The sequence below is a fragment of the Alloalcanivorax dieselolei B5 genome (genome assembly GCF_000300005.1).
In the GTDB taxonomy this organism is placed as follows: Bacteria; Pseudomonadota; Gammaproteobacteria; order Pseudomonadales; family Alcanivoracaceae; genus Alloalcanivorax; species Alloalcanivorax dieselolei.
In genome coordinates this window covers 1,579,273-1,603,062 of sequence record NC_018691.1, presented here as the reverse complement: position 1 = coordinate 1,603,062, position 23,790 = coordinate 1,579,273, and the positions used below count along the sequence as shown (strand labels likewise).

Annotated in this window: 21 protein-coding genes; 9 read left to right on the top strand and 12 right to left on the bottom strand. The window is 62.0% G+C overall.

Going from position 1 to position 23,790, the window contains the following annotated elements:
• Positions 1-2: 2 nt before the first annotated feature.
• Entirely contained in the window at positions 3-1,694 is a 1,692-nt protein-coding gene (locus tag B5T_RS07340; protein WP_014993854.1) for an arylsulfatase, read from the top strand.
• A gap of 174 nt (positions 1,695-1,868) precedes the next feature.
• Complete coding sequence (locus B5T_RS07335) at positions 1,869-4,037, top strand: multiheme c-type cytochrome (RefSeq protein WP_041717406.1); 2,169 nt, start codon at positions 1,869-1,871, stop codon at positions 4,035-4,037.
• A gap of 48 nt (positions 4,038-4,085) precedes the next feature.
• On the opposite strand, the gene fdhA is transcribed toward B5T_RS07335, so the two are convergent.
• The 8 genes from fdhA to B5T_RS07295 all read right to left on the bottom strand — a co-directional run bounded on the left by fdhA (position 4,086) and on the right by B5T_RS07295 (position 11,528).
• Entirely contained in the window at positions 4,086-5,285 is a 1,200-nt protein-coding gene (fdhA, locus tag B5T_RS07330) for a formaldehyde dehydrogenase, glutathione-independent (protein ID WP_014993852.1), read from the bottom strand.
• 24 nt (positions 5,286-5,309) lie between these two features.
• The gene (locus tag B5T_RS07325) at positions 5,310-6,161 is read right to left on the bottom strand and encodes a SphA family protein (RefSeq protein WP_167321206.1); all 852 of its coding nucleotides are present in this window, start codon (positions 6,159-6,161) and stop codon (positions 5,310-5,312) included.
• A gap of 150 nt (positions 6,162-6,311) precedes the next feature.
• Positions 6,312-7,283, bottom strand: coding sequence for a PDR/VanB family oxidoreductase (locus B5T_RS07320; protein WP_014993850.1), 972 nt, complete (start codon positions 7,281-7,283; stop codon positions 6,312-6,314).
• Between the two features lie 59 nt (positions 7,284-7,342).
• Entirely contained in the window at positions 7,343-8,398 is a 1,056-nt protein-coding gene (locus B5T_RS07315; RefSeq protein WP_014993849.1) for an aromatic ring-hydroxylating dioxygenase subunit alpha, read from the bottom strand.
• 50 nt (positions 8,399-8,448) lie between these two features.
• On the bottom strand, positions 8,449-9,060 hold the full coding sequence (locus B5T_RS07310; RefSeq protein WP_014993848.1) for a VOC family protein: 612 nt from the start codon (positions 9,058-9,060) through the stop codon (positions 8,449-8,451).
• A gap of 18 nt (positions 9,061-9,078) precedes the next feature.
• Positions 9,079-9,897 (bottom strand): alpha/beta fold hydrolase, encoded by an 819-nt coding sequence (locus B5T_RS07305; RefSeq protein WP_014993847.1) that lies wholly within the window; start codon positions 9,895-9,897, stop codon positions 9,079-9,081.
• Between the two features lie 208 nt (positions 9,898-10,105).
• A complete protein-coding gene (locus tag B5T_RS07300) occupies positions 10,106-10,522 on the bottom strand; it encodes a hypothetical protein (protein ID WP_014993846.1) in 417 nt (138 codons plus the stop codon).
• Positions 10,523-10,817: 295 nt separating this feature from the next.
• Positions 10,818-11,528 (bottom strand): phosphoadenylyl-sulfate reductase, encoded by a 711-nt coding sequence (locus B5T_RS07295; RefSeq protein ID WP_014993845.1) that lies wholly within the window; start codon positions 11,526-11,528, stop codon positions 10,818-10,820.
• Between the two features lie 232 nt (positions 11,529-11,760).
• Between B5T_RS07295 and B5T_RS07290 the strand changes: the two genes are divergently transcribed.
• A complete protein-coding gene (locus B5T_RS07290; RefSeq protein WP_014993844.1) occupies positions 11,761-12,183 on the top strand; it encodes a DUF4168 domain-containing protein in 423 nt (140 codons plus the stop codon).
• A gap of 95 nt (positions 12,184-12,278) precedes the next feature.
• On the opposite strand, the gene B5T_RS07285 is transcribed toward B5T_RS07290, so the two are convergent.
• The 3 genes from B5T_RS07285 to B5T_RS07275 form a co-directional block, all read right to left on the bottom strand.
• Entirely contained in the window at positions 12,279-14,231 is a 1,953-nt protein-coding gene (locus B5T_RS07285) for a ligand-gated channel protein (RefSeq protein ID WP_014993843.1), read from the bottom strand.
• 110 nt (positions 14,232-14,341) lie between these two features.
• Positions 14,342-15,688, bottom strand: a complete 1,347-nt coding sequence (locus B5T_RS07280; protein ID WP_014993842.1) for a sensor histidine kinase — start codon at positions 15,686-15,688, stop codon at positions 14,342-14,344.
• Positions 15,688-16,398, bottom strand: coding sequence for a response regulator transcription factor (locus B5T_RS07275; RefSeq protein ID WP_041716930.1), 711 nt, complete (start codon positions 16,396-16,398; stop codon positions 15,688-15,690). Before B5T_RS07275 ends, B5T_RS07280 begins: the two co-directional genes overlap by 1 nt.
• A gap of 169 nt (positions 16,399-16,567) precedes the next feature.
• On the opposite strand from B5T_RS07275, the gene B5T_RS07270 reads away from it, so the two are divergent.
• From B5T_RS07270 to B5T_RS07255, 4 genes are all read left to right on the top strand, one after another.
• Entirely contained in the window at positions 16,568-17,173 is a 606-nt protein-coding gene (locus B5T_RS07270) for a PepSY-associated TM helix domain-containing protein (RefSeq protein WP_014993840.1), read from the top strand.
• Positions 17,174-17,182: 9 nt separating this feature from the next.
• Positions 17,183-17,671, top strand: a complete 489-nt coding sequence (locus B5T_RS07265; RefSeq protein ID WP_014993839.1) for a DUF2271 domain-containing protein — start codon at positions 17,183-17,185, stop codon at positions 17,669-17,671.
• 40 nt (positions 17,672-17,711) lie between these two features.
• Positions 17,712-18,521 carry a DUF4198 domain-containing protein gene (locus B5T_RS07260; RefSeq protein ID WP_014993838.1) on the top strand — a complete coding sequence of 270 codons (810 nt, stop codon included), beginning with the start codon at positions 17,712-17,714 and terminating at the stop codon, positions 18,519-18,521.
• Between the two features lie 185 nt (positions 18,522-18,706).
• The gene (locus B5T_RS07255; RefSeq protein ID WP_014993837.1) at positions 18,707-20,386 is read left to right on the top strand and encodes a DEAD/DEAH box helicase; all 1,680 of its coding nucleotides are present in this window, start codon (positions 18,707-18,709) and stop codon (positions 20,384-20,386) included.
• Positions 20,387-20,461: 75 nt separating this feature from the next.
• Here the strand turns inward: B5T_RS07255 and B5T_RS07250 are convergent, their stop codons facing one another.
• Entirely contained in the window at positions 20,462-20,671 is a 210-nt protein-coding gene (locus tag B5T_RS07250; RefSeq protein WP_014993836.1) for a dodecin, read from the bottom strand.
• Between the two features lie 171 nt (positions 20,672-20,842).
• Here B5T_RS07250 and B5T_RS07245 point away from each other — a divergent pair, with 171 nt between their 5' ends.
• Together B5T_RS07245 and B5T_RS07240 are read left to right on the top strand one after the other, a co-directional pair.
• The gene (locus tag B5T_RS07245; protein WP_014993835.1) at positions 20,843-21,352 is read left to right on the top strand and encodes a DUF1643 domain-containing protein; all 510 of its coding nucleotides are present in this window, start codon (positions 20,843-20,845) and stop codon (positions 21,350-21,352) included.
• Positions 21,353-21,441: 89 nt separating this feature from the next.
• Positions 21,442-23,781 (top strand): fatty acid cis/trans isomerase, encoded by a 2,340-nt coding sequence (locus tag B5T_RS07240; RefSeq protein WP_014993834.1) that lies wholly within the window; start codon positions 21,442-21,444, stop codon positions 23,779-23,781.
• Positions 23,782-23,790 lie beyond the last annotated feature (9 nt).

Genomic DNA, 23,790 nt, shown 5'->3' with positions numbered 1-23,790 from the left:
CAATGCCGCGCCATCGTCGAGAGTGGACCAGAATTCTGTTTTTATTCGCTTTTTCTTGCCTTTCATCAACCGCTTTCTCGGCCAATTCTGAACCCGGGGAGCGCCCGAATATCCTGGTCATCGTGGCCGATGACCTGGGCTATTCCGACGTCGGCGCTTTCGGTGGGGAAATTGATACGCCTAACCTGGATGACCTTGCGAATGAAGGAAGCGTTTTTACCGATTTTTATGTGGCACCGGCCTGCTCGCCAACGCGGGCACAAATCTTCTCTGGCGCCGATCACCATCTGGTCGGTCTTGGCACCATGGCCGAGAATCTGCCTCTGACTCCGGGGGCGCAAGGAAAGCCCGGTTATGAAGGCGAGTTGAACGATAAAGCATTATCTTTACCCCAGATACTGCTCGATCATGGGTACCATACGTACATGACTGGAAAATGGCATCTCGGCAGATCGGCAGCCACTCGTCCCGGAGCGCGAGGCTTCGAGCGCTCCTTCGCGCTACTGGACGGAGCCGCCAACCATTTCACTCAGGACGGCGCCTTTATTCCCCCCGGCCGGGAAAAGATGCCGAAAGCTCAATACACCGAGAATGATGAGCCCACGGATCTACCCGAGAGTTTCTATTCTTCTGATTTCTATACGAGCAAAATGCTCACTTATCTCAAAGAGCGCCATGAGTCCGAATCCGAAGCTCCGTTCTTCGCCATGCTTTCCTACACCGCGCCGCACTGGCCACTTCAAGCACCAGACGCTTACATCAAAAAATATCAAGGCCGTTACGATTCTGGTTATGAGGACATCAGAAACGCGCGCTTAAAGAAAATGAAAGCGCTCGGCATCATTGATTCAGACGACACAACCTTCCAAGATGAGGACTTGGCGGAAATCTGGCGGGAACTTCCTGATAAAGAGCGAGCGCGCGAAGCGAAGCGCATGGAGATATACGCCGCGATGGTTGACAACATGGATCATAATATTGGCCGTGTTCTTGATTATCTGAAATCCTCCGGGGATCTGGAAAACACCCTGATTCTCTTCTTCTCGGATAACGGCGCGGATGGCACTACGGGAAAAGGTCTTTTCGAAGCAACATTCGCCCACTACGACAACAGCACGGAGAACATGGGTACCGGAACATCCTATGTCATGTACGGCCCCCATTGGGCGCATGTCAGTTCCACCCCGTTTCGCGGAACCAAAACCATGACCTCCGAAGGTGGCATATCCTCGCCATTAATCATCAACATGCCCGGCATGGACGGCGGCGGCACCCCGAACAGGAGTGTAATAAATGTGATGGACATCCTTCCCACGGTACTGGATATCGCCAAAGTCCCGGTGCCCGACAACGAGTACAAGGGAAGGAGTGTCATCGCTCCGATGGGGCGTTCGTGGCTTCCCATGATTTCCGGTGAGATCGACGTCATGCCGGAACAGGACCACGCCGTGGGCTGGGAGTTATTCAGCCGAAGAGGGATTCGCAAAGGCGATTGGAAAATGCTCTGGATCGATCCTCCGAATGGAACCGGACAGTGGCAGCTTTATGACCTGAGCTCCGACAGAGGCGAAATAAACGATTTGTACAAAGAAAACCCGGACGTCACCAAGCAGCTCAAGAAGGAGTGGAGTAACTACATGGAAAGAGTTGGCGTGCAACTGAACCCCTACCCCTGGCCTGAATTTATTCGCTAGAATCCTGGCCATGATCCACGCGGACGGCTTGCGGCTCGTCCGCGCTGCGTTAAGAAAGAGCCCCGGAGTTCCATGAATAGACGCTTCCCATTGACGGTTACCGCGTTCTTATTCCTTATCCCCGTTCTCTGTTTTTTCCTTTTCCGGGCAAGTCCGGATTCAGAGACCCGTTCAGTGGCAACCACCGAAAGCCCGACCTTCATCGGCTCCGAGGCCTGCGCCGGCTGCCACCAGGCCATTTACAGGGACTGGCGGGAGAGCCAGCACGCCAATGCCATGCAACATGCCAGTGCCGAAACAGTGCTGGGAGACTTCAATGGCGTGCAATTCAAAGCGTCCGGTATTGTCGCCGAATTCATCCGCCGGGAAGACGACTTCAAGATCCTGACCCGTGGGCCAAACGGCGCGGAGCGGGAATTCAAGGTCCTTTACACCTTCGGGGTCAGCCCTCTTCAACAGTATCTTCTGGATGTGGGGGGTGGCCGACTGCAAGCGTTTTCCGTGGCCTGGGACAGCCGACCGACCGCCCAGGGCGGGCAACGCTGGTTCTCGTTGGATACCTCGGAGGCCCATGGATCTGAGGGGCCGGCTCACTGGCTACGGCCGGATCAAAACTGGAACGCCATGTGCGCGGATTGCCACGTCACGAATTTTCAAAAGAACTATCTGCCACAACAGGACCGATTTGAAAGTCAGTTTTCCGAGCTGGGAGTGGGCTGCGAATCCTGTCACGGCCCGGCAAGCAGGCACATACAGTGGGCCCGGGGAAACACCGCACTTCCTGATTCAGGGTTGAATCGAATCCTGGACGCCCATCATGAATCGGATTGGCAACGAACGGAGGATGAAAATACCGCCCGTAAGGTGGGGAATGATAAAGGCGAGCAGGACGTTTGCGCCCAATGCCACAGCCTTCGTCACCTGGTACAAGAGGGTATGCAGCAAGGCGGCGCCCTCTTCGATCACTACCGTCCGGAGCTGATACACCCTCCCTTGTACCATGCCGACGGTCAACAACGGGCCGAGGTGTTCATCACCGGCTCCTTCGAGCAAAGCAGGATGGCGATGGAGGGCGTGACCTGCGTCGATTGCCACGATCCACATACCCAGCGGACCCACGAGGAAGGCAACGCACTCTGTGCCCGCTGCCACGCTGAAACGGAGTTCGACCAACCCACTCATCATTTCCATCCCCCTGGCTCGGACGGCGCGCAATGCGTTAACTGCCATATGCCGGAGACCACCTATATGAAGGTGGATCCGCGGCGGGATCACCGTATCGCCATACCCCGGCCCGACCTCAGCATAACGCTGGGCGTTCCTAATGCCTGTAATGGATGCCACGAGGACAAGTCGGCGGAGTGGGCCGCGAGCCGGCTCCGCGACCACTACCCGGAAGGCCGTTGGCTCACCGAACACTACGGTTCGGTCTTTTCGGCCGCCGATGCCGGGGCCCCCTCCGCACAGCTTGACCTTCGGCGTTTATCCACCTCAACGGCCTATAGTTCCATGGTACGTGCGAGTGCCGCAGCCAGACTGGACCCGCAGGTCATGGAGAATAGCCGAATAATTGCGCAGCTTCTGCGGAGTGATGATCCGTTGCTTCGGCAGGGCGCACTGGAGAGCGCGGGGGGGCTGCCTATCGAAGAAAGAGCGGACTTATTGGGATCTGTGCTCGAAGACCGCTATCGCGGCTTGCGGTCCAGCGCGGCGCGGCTCCTCGCGGGAGCCCCCGATGCACCGCCAACGCTGTCTTCCGCGCTTGAAGACCATGAGAAAGAACTGGAGCTAAACAGTGATCGCGCCGAACACTTGAATCGAAAGGCGATGCTAGAGTTGGCATTACAGCGTGACGACCCGACGCAATACTGGTTGCGCGCCACCGCGCTTGATCCATTTAGCACGCAAACCTATCTCAACCTTGCCAGCTATTGGTCTTCCAGCAATCAAGAATCCAAAAGCGAAGCGGTTTTGCTTGATGGGCTATCGCAATCCCCTGCTTCCCCCGAGCTTCATCAAGCACTGGGCTTCTCGCTGGTGCGCCAACAACGCAATGAGGAAGCCTTGGCCGCTTTCAAGGAAGCCTATCGTTTGCAGCCCGAGAGCGCCCGGTATAGCTATGTGCTGGCGGTGGCGCTTTTCAACAGCGAGCCGGAACAAGCGCTTTCCCTGATTGAGGGCGCCATCCGAAAGCATCCATTCGATCACGATTTGCTCTGGGCCGGGGCGTCCTTCAATGCACGATCTGGCCGGAGGGAGGAAGCGTTAACCTATGCTCACCAACTGCTATCACACTATCCAAAGGATCGACGCGCACGGCTTTTGCTGAATCGATTGCAGTGACGGCACTGGAGGAAGCCAAGGGGGCGGAGCCCCCTTGGGTGGGTGCGGTCAGGCCGGCACCAGGCCGTGGGGGTCGAGCACAAATTTTTTCGGCACGCCGGCATCAAACTCGCCGTAACCCTCCGGAGCCTGGTCCAGATCAATGACCTGGACGTTGACCACCTCGGCGATGTTGATGCGGTCCCAGAGGATGGCCTGCATCAATTGCCGGTTGTATTTCATCACCGGGGTCTGGCCGGTATGGAAGGCGTGGGACTTGGCCCAGCCGAGCCCGAAGCGCACGCTCAGGTTGCCCAGCTTGGCGGCGCCGTCCACGGCACCCGGGTCCTCGGTGACGTAGAGGCCGGGAATGCCGATGTGGCCGGCCACCCGGGTCACCTCCATGAGGGCATTGAGCACCGTCGCCGGCGCTTCGCTGCGCGCCCCCTCGCGGCCGTGACCACGCGCCTCGAAGCCCACCGCGTCCACCGCGCAGTCCACTTCCGGCTCACCCAGCAGGGCGGCGATCTGATCCACCAGGGGCGTATCCAGGGACAGGTCGGCGATCTCGAAGCCCTGGGCCTTGGCGTGTTGCAGACGGCGCGGGTTGACGTCGCCGACGATCACCACCGCCGCGCCCAGCAACCGGGCCGAGGCGGCGGCGGCCAGCCCCACCGGGCCGGCGCCGGCGATGTAGACGGTACGCCCCGGCGCCACCCCGGCGCTCACCGCGCCGTGGAAACCGGTGGGCAGAATGTCGGAGAGGCAGGTCAGATCACGGATCTTCTCCATGGCCCGGTCGCGGTCCGGGAACCTGAGCAGATTGAAGTCGGCGTAGGGCACCAGCGCGTACTCGGACTGGCCACCCACCCAGCCGCCCATGTCCACGTAGCCGTAGGCGCCGCCGGCGCGGTCCGGGTTCACGTTCAGGCACACGCCGGTGTGCTGCTCCTGGCAGGAACGGCAGCGCCCGCAGGCCACGTTGAAGGGCACGGACACCAGGTCGCCCAACGCCAGGTTCTCCACGTCGCGGCCTTTCTCAATCACCTCGCCGGTGATCTCGTGCCCCAGCACCAGGCCTTCCGGCGCCGTGGTGCGGCCACGCACCATGTGCTGGTCCGAGCCGCAGATATTGGTGGACACCACCTTGAGAATAACGCCGTGCTCAATGCGCCGGCCGCGAGGGTCCTCCATTTTCGGGTAGCCGATGGTGCGGACCTCGACCTTGCCGTCGCCCACGTAGACCACGCCACGATTGTCGTTCGTCATGATGCTCGTCCTCTTGTTCCGGATTCAGAAAGGGAAAGTGAATTGCACCCAGAAGCGTTCGCCCTCGGCCTTGTTTTCCGAGTCGAATTCCTTCTGGTATTTGGCCACCACCGCCACGCCGGGCCGGAAGTCATAGCGGATCTGGGGGCCCAGGGCGGCGCCACGGGTGCGGTAGCCGTCCAGGTAGGTGTGGCCATCCACTTCGTCGTCCGCCATCTGTTTGAAATAGAAGCCCTGCACACCAAGCTGCAGTTTGTCGGTCACCGACCAGGCCACCACCTGTTCGTAATGCATCAGCCAGCCGGTCTGGTAGTTGGTGTCGTCGTTCTCGGTGTTCACCGCCGCCGACAGGGTGCCGCCGATTTCCCAGCCCGGCGCCGGGAACCAGCTATAGCCGGCGTTGGGTTGCCAGGAGGTGTAGTTCACTGCCGCGTTGGCGGCGCCATCCCGATCGTAGGAACCGCTGGGCAGGTCCAGATCCAGCGGCGCGATCTGCATAAAGAAGGTGTTGGCGTCGTTATGGGTGCCAATGATCAGCGGCTTGAGGCTGAGGTTGCCGAGGCCGTTGTCGGTGCTTTTGTCGCCAAACAGGGTGATGGAGGCATCCACGTAGGGCAGCACGAAACCGGACACCAGATGAGTCTTGCGCCCGATCATGCCCCAGCCATGGTCAAGGCGCAGGGCATTCACGAACACCTTCGCATCCACGTCCACGCCGCTGTCATCCCCGGCGCCGCCGTTGAGCCGGTTGGCGCTGTAAAACAGGGTGTAGTTGTACAGGCGGTTTTCCCCGGGGGCAGTGGCGACGCCGTTAAGTACTGTGTTGACACCGATCGGCCAGGAGATATTGCCGTTTTCCGCAGCCTGGACGGGCACGCTCAGCCCCCCCGCGCCAAGGGCAAGCAACGCCGCCGAAAGCGCAATAAAATCGCCTCCCATATTGCCTATACGCATTTTTTGGAACGGTTGTCTTGTCATTATTCTTTCCGATGTTTTAACCGGCCGGTCGGCCAGGACCAGCCCGCTTCACAAGTCGAGGACCAGCAACGGCGAACGGGCCCGGGAACAGCACAACGCGATCCGCTCGTTGGCCGCCTGCTCCACCTCGGTTTGGTAGAAGTCGCGGTGATCGGCCTCGCCTTCCAAAAGCGCGGTCAAACAGGTTCCGCACACCCCCTGCTCGCAGGACAGTTCCACCTCCACGCCGTTATCCTGCAGGGCTTGGGCGATGGTTTGGTCCGCCGATACCTCAAGGGTTTTGCCGCTGCGCTCCAGCCGGACCTCGAACGCTCCGTCCGGGTCGGCGTCGGAGGCGGGTTCTGGTGGCGCGAAGAATTCCCGATGCAACCGGTCCTCATCGATCCCGTGGCGACGACCGGTCTCCAGTACTTGGTCGATGAAGCGGGCCGGGCCGCACACATAGAAATGCGCGCCCGGAGCGGCGTTGCTCATCACCCCGTCCAGATCGAGCCGGTAGTCCGGCGACTGCCCGGTGAGGTAGAAGCGCACCCGGTCGCGGTAGTCCGCATCCTGGAGCGCGCCGAGAAACGCGCAGCGGGCTTCGCTGCGCGCGCAGTAATGCAACTCGAACTCGGCACCCTGGCGGTGCAGAGTGCGAGCCATGCCGTACAGCGGCGTGATGCCGATACCTCCGGCGAGCAGAATGGACGGATGGTCGCCTTCGCTGAGCTGGAAATGATTGCGCGGCACACTGACGCGCACCGTATCTCCTTGACGCAGGGACTGATGCACGGTCACTGAGCCACCGCGGGAGGTCTCGGTGCGCAGCACGGCGATGCGGTAACGGCGGCACTCCTGGGGATCGCCGTACAGAGAGTATTGGCGGATCAGACCAGGCCGGATCTCCACATCGACGTGGGCACCGGCGGTAAACGTCGGCAATTCCTTGCCGGTCGGCCCCGCCAGTTCAAGACTCACGACGTTTTCTGCTTCCAATTCTTTACGTACGACCTTCAGGGTCATCCAAGTGATGGACATGGGGCACCTCGAAAAAGCCGGGGCGGAGTCAGGCACCCTCCTCCATCCCGGTACGGCTACTACTGCGGAATTTCCGCGCGAATCAGAGCTTCCATGCTGCGGCGCACCTTCACGGAGGTGACGTCGCCCTTGGCGAGGAAATCCTTGAAGGCGCAATCGCCGCTTTTTTGCAGCATCTCCTCAAGGGTTTCCACCGCGTCCACGTCCTGCTGCAGGACAGCGGCGAAGGCGCCATTGATGATCTCGGTAACGTTGTCGTCATCGGTGGCGAAGTTACGGGAATACGCCACGAAATAATGGGTTTCGTGGTCCGTGGCCGGTGTTACCGCATGGTGTACCTTGTAGGTACCGAGTTCGCGGCCCGGTTCGCCGTCCTTCTTGTCGTGGGCAAGGAACACTTCCTCGGCCAGATGCAAGCACGGCAGGTAGAACTCCATGGACATCAGCCGGTCGATGGGCTCGTGGTAATCCAGGATGTCGGAGAAGAACCCAGTGGGCGCCTGGTTGTACATGGCCCGGGCATCCCGATACCACATACCTTCGCCGCTGACATCGAAGCCGGTGTCGGCCACGGCGTCGACACCGATGATGCCCGGATGCAGGAAGGTCAGGTGCGACAGGTCACACAGGTTCTCGTGCATCAGTTGATGACGGGCCTTGAGCAAATGGGTGGCGGCTTTCACCGGCAGCCAGTCCGGATCGGTGAGCTTGACGATATCGTGGTCCGGAATCAGGGATTCATCGGCCTTGTCCGGGTCGCCCATCCAGATCCAGAACCAGTTCCAGCGCTCCACCACTGGGTAGGCATCGATCCGGCATGATGACGGAATCACTTCCTGGGTGGGAATGCGGGTACAGGCGCCGCTTTGGTCGAAGGTAAAGCCGTGGTAACCGCATTCCAGGCGGTCGCCGACCACTCGACCCTTGGCCAGCGGGAACTGCCGGTGCGGGCAGCGGCCATGCAGGGCCACGATGGCGCCGTCTTCCCTACGGTAAAACACCACGGGTTCGTTGAGCAGCCAGCGCTCCATGGGCTCACGGCTGACTTCATCGCTCCAGCCGGCCACATACCATTGATTGCGAGCCGCCCACAGGCCTTCGGCGTAAGGATACATAGTCGTTACCTCATTGTTGCTGTTTTGTTGTTGTCGTTCGTCGGATGGCGTCAGTCGCGCACCCAGCCGTCGCCACGCGCGGTATTGTTGGTGGCCATGTCCTCTTCCTTAAGCCAAGTGGCCAGGGTCTCGTGGGCGCTGTCGGCGGCTTCGCTCATCAGCCGGTCGGTGGCCGGCACCAGGGTGGTCAGTTCCACCTGCAGCCCGTTGGGATCGTGGAAATAGATCGAGTAGCAGTAGCCGTGATCGGTTTCAAACGCGGAGACGCCGGCATCGGCCAGCTTCTCTTTGAAGTTCCGTACCATGTCCTTACCCTCCACGGTGAGCGCGATGTGGTGAGCGAACGGGTTGATGTCTTCAAACTTGTTCACCGACGTTTCCTGACTCGCCTTCTCGGATTTGAACTGGAAGAACGCCAGGCAGCTGCCGTCGTTGAGCTCGAAGAAGGTGTGCACATAGTTGTCCGGCTCGCCGGTGACCGGGTTGACCCGCTCCACCCAGGTGCCCACCAGCGGCAGGCCGAGGATGTCCTCGTAGAAGTGACGGGTTTCTTCCATGTCCCGGGCCATGAAGGCGTGGTGGTGCAGCTTGCCCACGCGGTTACCTTCGCGCAGGGCGGCGATGCGTTCGGGATTGCCGGTAACGGTAGTGGCTTCGATCATCGTCATGTCCTCTTTTTGTTAGTCGACATTGACGGGGCGCGCCGGGGTGGACGCCGCCCCTCGGGAACAAAACGGCCGACACGCCGCGACCCATTGGTCCAGGGCGGTGTTAACGGCCTCGGGGTTTTCCATGGTGAGCATGTGCCCGGCGCCGGGGATCTCCACCAGCCGGGCATCGGGGATCAGGGCGGCCATTTCCCAGTGGGCCGCCGGTGGGCGGAGCCGGTCCTCGGCGCCCGCCAGGAGCAAGGTGGGCGTGGTGATGGCGCGCAGCACCGCGCGGGAATCCGGGCGCGTGGCGCCAGCGGCGATGTGGGCTTCCAGTTGGTCCGGGGAATGCTCGGCGATCATGGTGAGGATGTCCTCGACCAGTTTCTCGTCGGCGAGCCGGGCTTCGGGAATCAGGGCCGGCAGCCAGCGGCGGGCCATGGCGGGCATGCCCTGTTGCCGGGCCACCGCCAGCAAGGCGTCGCGGCTTTCGGTTTCCCGGCGGCCTGCCTCGCCGGCGGGGCTGGGGCCGTATTCGGTGCCGGCGAAGCACAGCCCGAGCACCCGCTCCGGCGCCAGCCGCTGCACTTCCATGGCCACCCGGGCGCCCATGGAGTGACCGGCCAGCAGGAAGCGATCCGGCGCCTGGGCGAGCACCGCCCGGGCCATGTCGGTCATGTGGCAGGCGCCGCCATAGTCGGCGATGCGCGGTTCGCAGCGGCCCGCCAAGTGGCGGGCCTGGTCGCGCCAGGCGCGGCCGTTGCACACCATGCCGGGCAGCAGCATGAGAACCGGCCGGTCAGGGTCCGGGCGGTGAGCGCCCGGGGCGGAAATCGTCGTTGCCTTCATCGTGTTGCGCTCCTCTTTTGTTGTGTGATGGGAACCGATGAAGAGGGCCTGAAAAGCAATATAGAGGGGCGTTAAAATGGTTAAAAATGATTAATCCCAATGAAAACAATCTACAGCATCGATAAATGTCAGCAAATTCAAATCATCGGCCACTACGACAAAGAGGCAAGGCAACCTCTTTAGCCCACAACAAATCGTAAGCAGGTTTTCAAGGTTGGAGCTCGACGACGATCCGACGGCCACCGCTGATCTGGACCTTGCCTTCCTGGCTGACCCGGGTTTCCGGACCGAAGTTGGCCACCACGGTGCGGCTGCCGGGTTCCAGACGAACGGTGGAATTGACCCGGTAGCGCTTGCGTTCGTCCACCAACACCACGATCAGGTGGTAAACGTCGGCGCCATCACGACGCACGTCCACCAGATAGTCGTCGCCCTTGCCCTGCCAGCGGACCCGCTGATCGGCGTCGTGCAGAATCACCCGCATTACCCGGGTGTCGCCGTCCTGGTCGAGGGCCACCGCCAGACCGTCCACCGGTTCGGGGGTGCTGGCATTGCGCCACAGAAACACCGTCACCAGCCCCGCCAGCAACAACAACGCCAACACGGGCTTAATAATGCGTCTCATCGTCATCCTTTTCCGTTCGTCCTGATGCAACCACTCAGGCATAGACCCGGGGGAACAGGACAAGTTGCCTGAAAACGGAAGACAAAACCGTAAAACAGGGTAACCCGGAGCCGTCGCGGTCGTCGCCGCTTCGATCCCGGCGAGAAAGAGAACGTTCGGGAGTGAGAGTGTGAAGGGTATGGATTCGCTGGCAAACCCGCTTCCCACAGGGGGCTACGAAGCGGTCGTGGGAAGCGGGCTTGCCAGCGAACAGTGGTGGTCAGTGTGCGGCCCCAACCTTCTTACCGGTGGAGGGTTACAGGTGGATGCCGCACTCGGTTTTACCCTGGCCCTGCCAGCGGCCTTCGCGGCCCTCGCCTTTCCAGGTGCAATGGCTGCAGCCGATGGAGTGGTAGCCTTCCTTGACCAGCGGGTGGAACGGCAGGTCGTGTTCGGCGATGTAGGCGTCACGTTCTTCCCGGGTCACGTCGATCATCGGGTTGAATTTGATCATGCCGCGACGCTCCTCGAAGATCTCCAGACCGGCGCGGTGTTCGGTCTGCCAGGACATCAGGCTGGAGATCCACAGGTCATAGTTCTCCTTGGCCTCTTCCAGCGGTGCCACCTTGTTCACCTGGCAGCACAGGTCCGGGTCGGTTTCCCACATGCGTTCCTGCTGGGACACTTCATGATGCTGCGGGTCCGGGGTCACGTCGATGACATCCAGATCGAAGCGCTTGATCAGGTAATCCTTGTAATCCAGGGTCTCCTGGAAGTGGTACCCGGTATCAATGAAATGCACCTTCTGTTCCGGCCGGATGGTGGAAATGATATGCAAGAAGTACGCAGAGGTGGCGGCGAAGGACGACGTCACCATGATCCGGTCCGGGGCGAAATCCTGATACACACGGCGAATGCGCTCGGCGAAACTCAGCGAACGGTAGATCCGGTTCAGGTCGGCAAGGGTCTCCCGGGACAGACCGGCGCTGTTGTCGCCTACCCGTGTAATCAGTTGTGCATTGCCCATGACGTCGCTGTACCTCAAGTCGCTTTAGGTATCTGGAGTGGCCATGATAAGGGCGCTGGACACATTATAAAGAAATAAATAGTGCTACTTTTATACCTAACTGAAATATAAAAGATAAGCCCGTCACATTCCGGAAACGTCCATCGAACCTTCGTTGTGATCGCTGTCGGACTCTTCAATGGCATGCCTGGAAGGCGTGCCGTTGTCACGGAAGCAATCAGGAGGAAACACCATGAAAGCTTCGTTCAAGGGTCCGATGGTCGCAGTGGCCACCTTTGTTCTGGCCACCGGTGCCAGCAGTCTCGCGCTGGCGCAACAGCACACCACCGAAAACCCGGCGGCGCCACCGGCCGGAGCCGCGCAGCCGGCCCCGCAACAGCAAGGCGCCATGCCACAAAGCGCCGGCATTTCCGATCAGGATGTACAACGCTTCGCCGAGGCCCAGGGCAAGGTGAACGACATCAAGCAGGAGTACCAGGGCAAGTTGCAGGAGAGTGCCCAGGATCCGCAGAAAGCCATGGAAATACAGCAGGAGGCTCAACAGGAGATGGTGCAGGCGGTACAGGACAGCGGCATGGATGTGCAGCAGTACAACCAGATCGCGCAGCTGGCCCAGTACGACAACGAATTGCGCCAGCGCATCGAGTCCCAGTAACGGCTCTGCCCGGAACGCAACGTCCCTAACCCAAAAGGACCGGCGAGTGCCGGTCCTTTTGTTTTTCCTCCGCCCTCAGGCAGGCGGCTTTTCGGTCAGAACGTCACTCTCATGCCCAGCCAGTAGCGGCGGCCGTCTTCCACGTAGCCGTACTCATCGTAGGTGATGTCTTTATCGGCCAGATTATAGATACCCGCATTCAGCGTGGTTTGCGGTGACAGCTGGAAGGCAACGCCGGCATCCACCAGGGTGTTCGACGGCGCCACGATATCACTGCCGGACGGCGTGCTCACCGGCTGACTCTCCTTACCGCGATAATGCACCGACGCCCAGGGCGATACCCGCTCGGTGGCGCGCCAATCCGCCCGCAGGGACGCCAGGTGCTCCGGAATCTGGGTCAGCGGCTGGCCTTTGTATTCGCCGGACTTCTGCTCGGAGTCGGTGTAGGTGTAGCTGAAGGTCAGATCCAGCTGGCGCCACAGGGAGGTGGCCAGGGTCGCTTCCACCCCTTTGGTTACCGCCTCGTCCACGTTGATGCGATAGGTCGGGTCGGAGCCCCAGTCGTTGGCCCCATCGGTACAGATGCTGACCGGACAGGTGACCCGGGTGATTTTGTCCTCGAAGTCGTTATGGAACACGGTAATGCTGGCGGTGAGCGTGCGACCGGCATTGAAGTACAGGCCCAGCTCCTTGTTCAACGAGGTTTCCGGTTCCAGGTCCGGGTTACCGTAAATGTTGCCGCCCCGACTCACCTGCCCCCAACCCGGGGTGATTTCACGCAGGTTCGGCGAACGGTAACCGGTGGAAACGCCCCCCTTGATGGTCCAGCGCGGCGCGAAGCCCCATACGGCGTAGAGGCGCGGGCTGACCTGGCTGCCGTAGTTTTCATCGTCGTCCAGACGCACACCGCCGGTGAGGCTCACGTTGTACGGCAACATCCATTCGTCTTCGACGAACATCGCCCATTTGGAACTGTCCACCCGGGTAAGGTCGGAAATGCGGTTCGACGTCTTGTCGGACAGCTCTTCCTTTTCGAAGTCCGCGCCCAGGGTCAGCATATGATCCCCCAGCGGCACCATCAGGCTGCTCTTGGCGGTGGTGTTGGTGATGGTCATCTCGCGGCTTTCGTTTTCGCTTTCTTCCCGCTGTACATAGCTGTCGGAAGTGCCGATGGCCCAACGGCCGGTGTGGGTCAGCGCCAGCACTTCACGGCGGAACTCATCGTCGTTATCGGTACAGGGGCCACGGCAACCGTCCGGGTCCACGCTCTCACCCACGTGTCCCCGCCGACGCTGACGGGTTTCGCCGGCTTCCAGGGTGAAGTCGTGATCAGCGGTGGGCGTGAACGCCAGCTTGGCGTTGAGACTGCGCAGACTTTTGTCCTCGAAACCATAAGCGAAGCGGTCTTCATCACGATTGCTGAACTTGCCCGAAAGCTGCAAACCCAGCAGGTCTTTTTTCAGCGGGCCATTGAGAAAGAAGTTCGCCTGTTGCTGATCGCCGGAACGGGAGTCGTCCTGAATAATGGCATCCAGCTGCATGCCGCCGCCCCACTCCTCGGCGACCTTGCGGGTGATGATGTTGATCACGCCGCCAATGGCGTCGGAGCCGTACAGCGTGGACATGGGACCGCGTACTACTTCGATCCGCTCGATGGCCTGCAGCGGCGGCAGCCAGTCCTGTTCGAAACCGGCGCTGCCGTTGGGGCGGCTTTCCCGGGAGGAAACCGGTTTGCCGTCCACCAGGATCAGCGTGTATTGAGCCGGCATCCCGCGCATGACGATGTCGTTACCGTTGTCGCCGGAACCGCCGCCGGTAACGATGACACCGGGGATATCCCGCAGCGCATCGGTGGCGTCCTTGTAGAAGCGCTGTTCCAGTTGTTCGCGATCAATAACGCTGATCGAAGCCGGCGCGTCCTCCAACTGCTGGATGCGTCCCGCGGCGGTCACCGTGACCCGTTCGATTTCATTGACGGTATCATCGGCGATCACCGAACCCGCCCCCAAGCCGAGTACCACCCCGGTCAAGGCACAACGTAATTTCATTCCTGAACTCCCGCAGTTTTCCAATGGCGCCCAAAGACCCGACCCCGGACGTAAAATTGCGAACAGGAATGATATAGATTCTTATTTAATGAAAAAGATGGGATTACACTTTATACATTTCCGGCTGCCGCCAGGCGCACATGCACTCGCAGACCGGGGTGGCCATTGTCCGCCCATAACTCGCCGGCCTGCCGGATCACCGCGCGGCGCGCGATACTGAGCCCCAGCCCGAAGCCGCTGTCGGTGGTGCGGGCCGGGTCCAGACGCACGAACGGCGCGAAGATCGACTCCAGCCGTTCCTCCGGTACCCCCGGCCCCTGGTCCGCCAGCCACAGGTGCCAGTATTGCCCTTCCCGGTTCCCGTGCAGCACCACTTCACCGTTCACCGGAGAATGGCGGATGGCATTGCGCACCAGGTTTTCCAGGGTCAAGGCGAAGTCATTGAGATTGCCGAGCACCATGGCGTGCTCGGGCAACTGGCAACGGAACCGCAACGGGTCCCAGCCGCTTTCAAAGGCGGCATCGTCCACCACCAGATCCCAGATTTCGCGGACCGACAACGGGCCGGTTTCCGAGCCGTGTTGTTCGGTGTCGTGCCACACCAGGGCCAGGGTGTCGTCCACCAGGGTGCGCATCTTGTCCACTTCCGTGGCGACCCGCTGGCGCAGAGCCGGTTCCTCCAGCGGGCTGTCCAGCGCCACGTTCAACCGGCTCAAAGGCGTGCGTAGCTCGTGGGACATGTCGTGCAGGAGCTGCCGCTGGCTTGCCAGCAAACCGGACACCCGTTCCGCCATGCTGTTGAAACTGCGCCCCAGTTCCCCGAATTCGTCGCGCCGTTCGGTCAGGGTGGTTTCCACCCGCGACGCGGGCTCGTCGCGGAAGCGGTGCACCTGGGCTTCCAGCGCCCGCAACGGCACCATGATGCGCCAATAGATCAGAATCACCGCCAGCAGCGCCATGATGCCGGGCAGCAAGGTCAGAATCAGGGTACGTTGCAGTGGCCAGGCCCCACCGGGCATGTGTTCCGGCGGTAACTGCATTACCAGGCGGCCCTGGTCCGGCGCATCGGGAAAGGGCATGCCGATGAACGGCATGTCGCGGTAGCGGAAGCTCATGCGCCAATCCAGCTCGCGCTGAAAACGAAAGCCGGCGATCTGGCTGTCGGTGAGCGGGGTGCCGCTCAGAGAGCGTCCGGCGGTATCCACCACCATGGCCTCCCCCGGCACCCGCTGGTGGAGTTCCGCCAGCCAGGCGGCCACGCCCTGCTCGCCGCCCGCCCGCCAGGCCGCTTCCGCCTCATGGGCGTAGCCCAGCATTTCCGCCTTGGCCTGATCACTGAGCAGCACCACCTGGTTGGCCACCCAGATCGTCACCCAGCGGCTGCAGGCCACGATCACCACCGCGCTCAGACACAACACCAGGGCAAGGCGCCAGAACAGGGAATGACGGCCGGGCATTACAGCGCCTCGGACACCAGGGTGTAGCCCTGGCCCCAGACCGTGCGCAGCGGTTGTTCGGCCATGCCGACATCGCGCAACTTGCGGCGCAGATGGCTGACATGCAGATCGAGACTGCGGTCGTGACGGCCATAGCCGCGATGCAGCACCGCCTGATACAGGAACGCCTTGCTGAGGACCTGATCGCGATGTTCCAGGAACACCTGCAGCAGGCGAAACTCGGTGGTGGTCAGCCCCAGATCGGCCTCCCGGTACCAAGCGGTTTCATCCTCGGTGCGCAGAACCAGAGCGCCCACTGGTGCCACGCCCTGGCTCTGACGCCGCTCCAGCGTCACCCGCCGCAATACCGCCTCCACCCGCACCGCCAGTTCGGCGGAGCTGAAGGGCTTGGGCAAATAGTCGTCGGCCCCTTTCATCAGACCACTGATACGATCCTGCTCGTCGCCCAGGGCGGACAGCACGATCACCGGCACGCCGCTGCGCTGACGCAGTTCCGCCAGCAGGTCGAGGCCATTCATGCCGGGCAACAGAATATCCAGCAACACCAGGTCGAACGGCTGGTCCAGCGCTTGTTGCAAGCCGGCCCGACCGTCCCGGCACACCGTCACCTGGTGCCGCCGGGAGGCGAGAAAGTCCTGCAAATGGGTGCAAAGTACGGCGTCGTCCTCGATCACCAAAAGACGGGCCGGACAGGGAGATAGGGCAGTCATTTGTAAAGAATAAGAATTATCATTCACAAAGGGAATGGCTGGTTCGTCCCTGATCTCGCCGCAAGGCTCCCTGCTTACATTCTTTACCCGCCTCCTTCATTGTTAGTGCGAACCATTCGCAATAACATGCCAGCCATCCGCAAACCCAGGGCAGTGGAAGATCTCCGGCTTGGACAAGAAAGCAAAAGCGCGCTGGCTCAAGCAGCTTCACCAATGGCATTGGGTCAGTTCGGCCCTGTGCCTGGTCTGCATGGTGCTGTTCAGCGTCACCGGTATCACCCTCAACCATGCCGCCCAGATCGACGGCGAGCCGAAAGTGGAAGAGCGGACCGGAGCCCTGCCCGAACCGCTGCTGGCCGCATTGAACCGGCAGGATCAAGGCGCCCTGCCCCAGCCCCTGCGGGACTGGCTGAAGCAGGCCCTGGACATCGGCGTGGACGGCCGCGAGGCGGAATGGTCCGGCCGGGAGGTGTATCTGGCCATGCCCCGGGCCGGCGGTGACGCTTGGCTGGCCATAGATCGAAGCAGTGGCGAGGTGCTTTACGAAAACACCGACCGGGGCTGGATTGCTTTTCTCAATGATCTGCACAAGGGCCGCGATACCGGCACCGTGTGGCGCTGGTTCATCGATATTTTCGCTGTCGCCACGCTGCTGTTCGCCTTCACCGGCCTGGCTCTGATGTTCCTGCACGCCCGCCGGCGCCCGGCCACCTGGCCGGTAACGGCACTGGGGCTGGTGCTGCCCTGGCTGCTGATTGCCCTCTTTATGCACTAGGAGACTGTCATGCGTTTGATCCCGATAGTGATGCTGTCCGCCCTGACCCTCGCCGCCGAGGCCGCCCAATTCCAGGTGGAGGTGGAAGTGCCGCGGTTGCGGGTGGCGGAATACCACGCGCCCTATGTGGCGTTCTGGATCGAGACGCCGGACCACGCCGTGGCCGCGCCCCTGGGGCTGTGGTACGACGACCAGGAAAAATGGCTCAAGGACCTGCGCCAGTGGTGGCGCCGCACCGGCCGCACACAAAGCGCCCCTTATGACGGTCTCACCGGCGCCACCCGGTCGCCGGGCAAACACAGCGTGGACTTTTCCGATCTGCCGGCGGTGGCCGAACTGCCCGCCGGCGACTACCAACTGGTGGTGGAAGCCGCCCGCGAAGTGGGTGGCCGCGAGGTGGTACGGATTCCGTTCCAATGGCCTCCCGCCAGCGCCCAACAGCTCCGTGCCCAAGGCACGGAAGAACTGCATGACGTCACTCTGACCCTTACTCCTTAGCTCTTTCCCTTTAAATACCGGCATTGACAGGAGCCAAACCATGAAACCCGTTTCCCTGGCCGCCGCCGCGGTCTCCGCGTTGCTACTGCTCTCCCCCGCCGCCCAGGCCCACAAGCGCTGGCTGCTGCCGACCCACACCGTGGTCTCCGAAGCGCAATGGATCAGCGTCGACGCCAGCGTTTCCAACGACATCTTTTACCCGGATCGCGCTTACTCCCTGGAACGCCTGCAAGTCACCGGCCCCGACGGCAAGGCGGCGGAAACCAATCATCTACTGGAGATGCATCGGCGCAGCGTATTTGACGTCAATCTGGCGGCAGCCGGCAGCTATCGCATTGCCCTGCCGGGCCATTTCTTCCTCGCCTTCTTCGAGCAGGACGGCGAGCGCAAGCGGCTGTTCGGCGAGGATGCCAAGGCGCTGCTGAAGAAAGTACCGAAAGGCGCCGACAAGGTACGCCTGCTGGAATCGGTCAGCCGCATCGAGACCTTCGCCTCCGTCGGCGCACCCGACACCGCCGCGCTGAAACCCACCGGCAAGGGCCTGGAGCTGGTGCCGGTGACCCACCCGAACGATCTCTACAGCGGTGAAACCGCGCGCTTCCGCTTCGTCGTCGACGGCAAGCCCGCCGCCGGCCTGGAAGTCCACCTGCTGCCCGCCGGCACCCGCTACCGCGACGCCCAGCAAGACTGGACCGTCACCAGCGACGACAACGGCGAAGTGGCGATCGACTGGCCCCACGCCGGCCGCTTCTTCCTGGAGGCGGAAGCCAGCGATCAGAACACCAGCCACAAACAGGCCGAACGCCGCCGCCTGGAGTACCTGGGCACTTTCGAGGTGCTGCCGCTGTAAGGCCAACCACACGCTATTCGCCGCCAGGGCAGTTCCCACAGCGGGTTTTACAAAGCCGCTGTGGGAGCGATCCTCCCCATGCAGGCGTGCCGACAAAGAAAAAGATGCATTCTCCCGCCATTTACCGTATAGTCCGTGCCCCCCGCCATACTGGCCTGCGTCCTTTTCACTGAAAGGTCCCCTTCATGTTGCATAGCGATTCCGGGTTCGCCGCTTTGGGCTTGCCCGCGCCCCTTCTTGATGCCATCGGCAAACTGGGTTTTGAAACCCCGTCGCCGATCCAGGAGCGAAGCATCCCCGTCCTGCTGGACGGCGATGATCTGCTCGGCCAAGCACAAACCGGTACCGGCAAGACCGCCGCTTTCGGCCTGCCGTTGCTCGCCCGTATCGATCCGGAGCAGCGTTGCCCACAGCTGCTGGTGATCGCCCCCACTCGCGAACTGGCCCTGCAAGTGGCCGACGCCATGGAAACCTTCGCCCGCCAGTTGCGCGGCGTTAAGGTCGTGGCGGTATACGGCGGTAGCGAATACCGCACCCAATTGCGCGCGTTGCGAGACGGCGCCCAGGTGGTGGTGGGCACCCCTGGCCGGATCATGGACCACATGCAGCGCGGCAGTCTGAACCTGGACCGCTTGCAGGCGCTGGTGCTGGACGAAGCCGACGAAATGCTGCGCATGGGTTTTATCGACGACGTCGAATGGATCCTGGAACACACCCCGGACGAACGGCAATTGGCACTGTTTTCCGCCACCATGCCGAACGTGATCCGGCGCGTGGCCGAGCGTCATCTGAAGTCGCCGAAGTGGATTCGCATTGAAAACGACACCACCACCAAGAGCGGCATCCGCCAGCGCTTCTGGTCGGTCTCCGGCCTCAACAAGCTGGACGCCATGTGCCGTATCCTGGAGGGCGAGACCCACGACGGCGTCATCGTCTTCGCCCGCACCAAGCAGTCCACCCTGGAACTGGCCGAGCAATTGCAACGCCGTGGCCTGCGCGCGGAAGCCCTGAATGGCGACATCCCCCAGGCGCAGCGGGAAAAAACCGTGGCCCGCCTGCGTGAAGGCCGCTTCGATCTGCTGATCGCCACCGACGTGGTGGCCCGTGGCCTGGACGTGCCGCGTATCAGCCATGTGATCAACTACGACATGCCCGCCGACACCGAAGCCTATGTGCACCGGATCGGCCGCACCGGCCGGGCCGGACGTAATGGCGAAGCGATCCTGTTCGTGTCGCACCGCGAGCGGGGCATGCTGCGCGCCATCGAGCGCGCCACCGGCCAAAGCCTGGAATCCATGGACCTGCCCAGCGTCGACGCGCTCAACAGCAAGCGTCTGGCCAAGTTGCAGGAGCAGCTGGTGGCGGGTCTGGAAAGCAAACACCGCGAAGAGGCGGAGACGGTGCTGAGCGCCCTGCGCGAACAGCTCGATCTGGACGACGAAAAGCTGGCCCTGGGCCTGGCGGCGCTGCTGGTGGCCAAGGAACCGGTGATTCTGAAGCCGGCCCCGGTGGGCAAACCGCCGCGTGCCCATTCACAGCACAAGGACGGCCCGCGCAAGGAAGGTCCGCGCAAGGAAGGCCGTCCGGCCAACAATCGCCGCCGTACCGCCGGCAGCGACGGCGACGCCAACGGTGACATGCAGGTTTACCGGGTGGAAGTGGGCCACGCCCACGGTGTACGGCCGGGTAATCTGGTCGGTGCCATCGCCAACGAGGCGGGTCTGCCCAGCCGCCAGATCGGCGCCATCCGGATTCACCAGGAACACAGCACCGTGGCGCTGCCGCACGACCTCACCGCGAAGCAGCTCAACATCCTCAAGCGCACCCGCGTTTGTCAGCGGCCGCTCTCTCTGGAAGCCCTCTGACGCCGACACACGCCAACGGAGGGTACACGCCAACGGATAGTTCCGTTGGCGTGTGTTTCAGCGGCGACCGGCGTTTCAGACATCAACCCGAAAGCCCACCTTCACCACCACCTGGAAATGGGCGACTTTGCCGTTTTCCACATGGCCACGGGTTTCCCGGACTTCGAACCATTCCACGTTCTTGACGCTCTTGCCGGCGGCGGCGATGGCGTTATGAATGGCGCCTTCGATGCTGTCCTTGGATGAACCGACCAGTTCCAGCTTTTTATATACATGCTCGCTCATAAGGTCCTCCTTCATACTCGTTGAGGCCTGATTACACGATCTGTTCCCCTTCAGAGTGAGCCCTGACACGCCCGCGGGTCAAAGATAAAACGCCAACCGCATCCCGGATTCGGCACCCACTCCCGCGAACGCTATAATCGTCCCCCCTTGAAGCCAGCCGCCCCATCCGCCATGCAACGAAGTGCCCATTTTTCCCGCTGCCGCCAATACCGCTACGCCCTTTGGCGTCGCTGGGCCGAGGGCGACGACTATGTGCTGCTGGTGGCGCTGAACCCGTCCACCGCCGATCACCGCCGCGATGACCCGACCATTCGCCGCTGCATCGGCTTCGCCCGGGACTGGGGCTATTCCGCGTTGTGCGTGGCCAACCTGTTCGCCTACCGTGCCACTTATCCGAGCGACCTGTTCGCCGCCGCCGATCCGGTGGGCCCGCGCAACGATCAGTGGCTGAGCAAACTCGCCCGCGACGCCAGTCTGGTGGTGGCCGGCTGGGGCAATCACGGCCGTCATGGCAATCGCGCCGCCCAGGTGCGCGACCGCCTCGGCGACGCCCTGCACTGTCTGCGCATGAACGGCTCGGGGGAACCCGCTCATCCGCTTTACCTGCCGAAAGCGCTCAGACCGATTCCGATGCCACCGGTTATCCCTGCCAACCGGCCCGATCGGCCCGGCCGCCGCTGATTCACGTTTTCGCCATCGTGGTCAGACAATATTCCGATCCGCTAGACTGCCGGTGAGCGACGACCGAATCACGACCGGAGGGAACCCAGGTGACAAGATTGCAAAAGGCTCTGTTGGGAGCCGTGGTTTTTTTTGTGCCTCTGATCAGCATCGGCGCGGCCGCGCCCTCCTCCGGATCGGCACAGCCGGTCTCCTTTCAGCAACAGGTCAGACCGGTCCTGGAGCAACGCTGTATCGCCTGCCACGGCTGTTATGACGCCCCCTGCCAATTGAAACTGGAATCGCCGGAAGGGCTGGCCCGGGGCGCCAACCAGACGCCGGTGTATAACGGCCAGCGCACCTCGGCGGCAGCGCCGTCCCGTCTGTTCATTGACGCGAGCAGTTCCGGCGAATGGCGTAATCGCGGCTTCTTCTCGGTACTGGAAGGCCGCCAGACCATGGACGAAGGCCTGCTTTATCAGATGCTGGTACTGGGCCGGCACCACCGCTTCGAGCCGAACAGCAAGCTGCCGGAAGAGATTCAACTGGGATTGGGCCGCGCCAACGTTTGCCCGGCACCGGAGGACATGGCGGACTACGCCCGCGAGCATCCGCTGGAAGGCATGCCACTGGGGCTGCCGCCATTGAGCGAGCGGGAATTCGATCTGCTGACAGGCTGGCTGGCCCAGGGCGCGCCGCTGGAGGCCACGCCGGTGAAGCTGACGCTGGCGGAACAAAGCCGGATCCGGGCCTGGGAAAGCTGGCTCAACCGGGAAAATCCGCGCCAGCGTCTGGTCGCCCGCTGGGTCTACGAGCACCTGTTCCTGGCTCACCTCTACTTCGACGATGGCCGCCAGGGCCGGCCACCACACTTCTTTTCCCTGGTTCGCTCGTACACGCCTCCAGGGGAACCGATCGAGCCGGTGGCCAGCCGCCGCCCCAATGGCGATCCCGGCGCGCCGTTCTGGTACCGGTTGTGGCCGATCACCGAGACCATCGTCCACAAGACCCACATCACCTACGCGCTCACCGACGCCAAGCGCGAACGGATGGAGACGTTGTTCTTCGATACACCGTGGAAACTGGAGGCGCTGCCCGAGTATGACGCCGATGCCCGCGCCAATCCGTTCCTGACGTTTCAGGCCATTCCCGCCCGCGCCCGTTACCAGATCATGCTGGACGACGCCGAGTACTTCGTGCGCACCTTTATTCGTGGTCCGGTATGCCGGGGACAAATCGCCACCGATGTGATCCGCGACCAGTTCTGGACGGTGTTCCAGGATCCGGCCCATGACCTTTATGTGGACGACGCCGACTATCAACGCCGGGCGACGCCGCTACTGGGCCTGCCCGGCCAGCACGACAATCTGATTTCGTTGGGCCCGCAATGGCTCAAGTACAAGCACAAACGCAATCGCTACCTGCGCGAACGTCAGCAGGCCTACGCCCGGCACGCCCCCAATGGGCCCACCTGGGAAACGCTCTGGGACGGCGATGGCGACAACAGCAATGCCCTGCTGACTATCTTCCGCCATCATGACAGTGCCTCGGTGCGCCGTGGTCTGATCGGCGACCTGCCCTTGACCACCTGGGTCATGGATTACCCGCTGTTCGAGCGTACTTACTATGCCCTGGTGGTGAATTTCGACGTGTTCGGCTCGGTCTCCCATCAGGCCCAGACCCGCCTGTACTTCGACCTGATCCGCAACGGCGCCGAACAGAACATGCTGCGTTACCTGCCGGCGGCGGCGCGCAAGCCGGTGCTGGACGATTGGTATCAGAAGACCGGCAAACTCAAGTTGTTCATCAGCTACGCCAGCGTCGATACCGACACCCCCACCGGCATTGACTATGGCACCAGCACGCCCAAGCAGGAATTCGACGGCAAGCTGCTGACCCGTTTCGCCCATCTCAATGCCCGCCCGGACCCGCTGAACCGCTGCCAGGACGAGCATTGCGCCCTGCCCGGCGCCAACGGTCTCGAACAGCGCGTGCAGCAGGCGCTGAGCCCGCTGGCATCGCGGCGGGCCGACGATCTGCCGGTGATCGATCATCTGCCGGAAGTGTCCCTGCTGCGGGTGCGTGGCGAGGACGGTGACCTGGCGGTGTACACACTGCTGCGCAACCGTGCCCACAGCAACGTGGCGTTCATGATGGGCGAATCACTGCGCTATCAGCCCGAATTGGACACGGTGACGATTTACCCCGGCGTTCTCGCCAGCTATCCGAATTTCATGTTCCATCTGCGTGAGGGCGAGTTGGAAGACTTTGTGCGGGCCATGGAGCGGGCGGGCGATGAGAGCGGCTTCGAACGGCTGGTACAGCGTTTTGGCGTGCGCCGTACCCACCCGGAATTCTGGCGTTATTTCGACGATCTGGGGGACTATTTGTTGGAACATGAACCGACCCAGGCCGGGGTGCTGGACCTGAACCGCTATCAGAATCTTTAACAGTGGCGG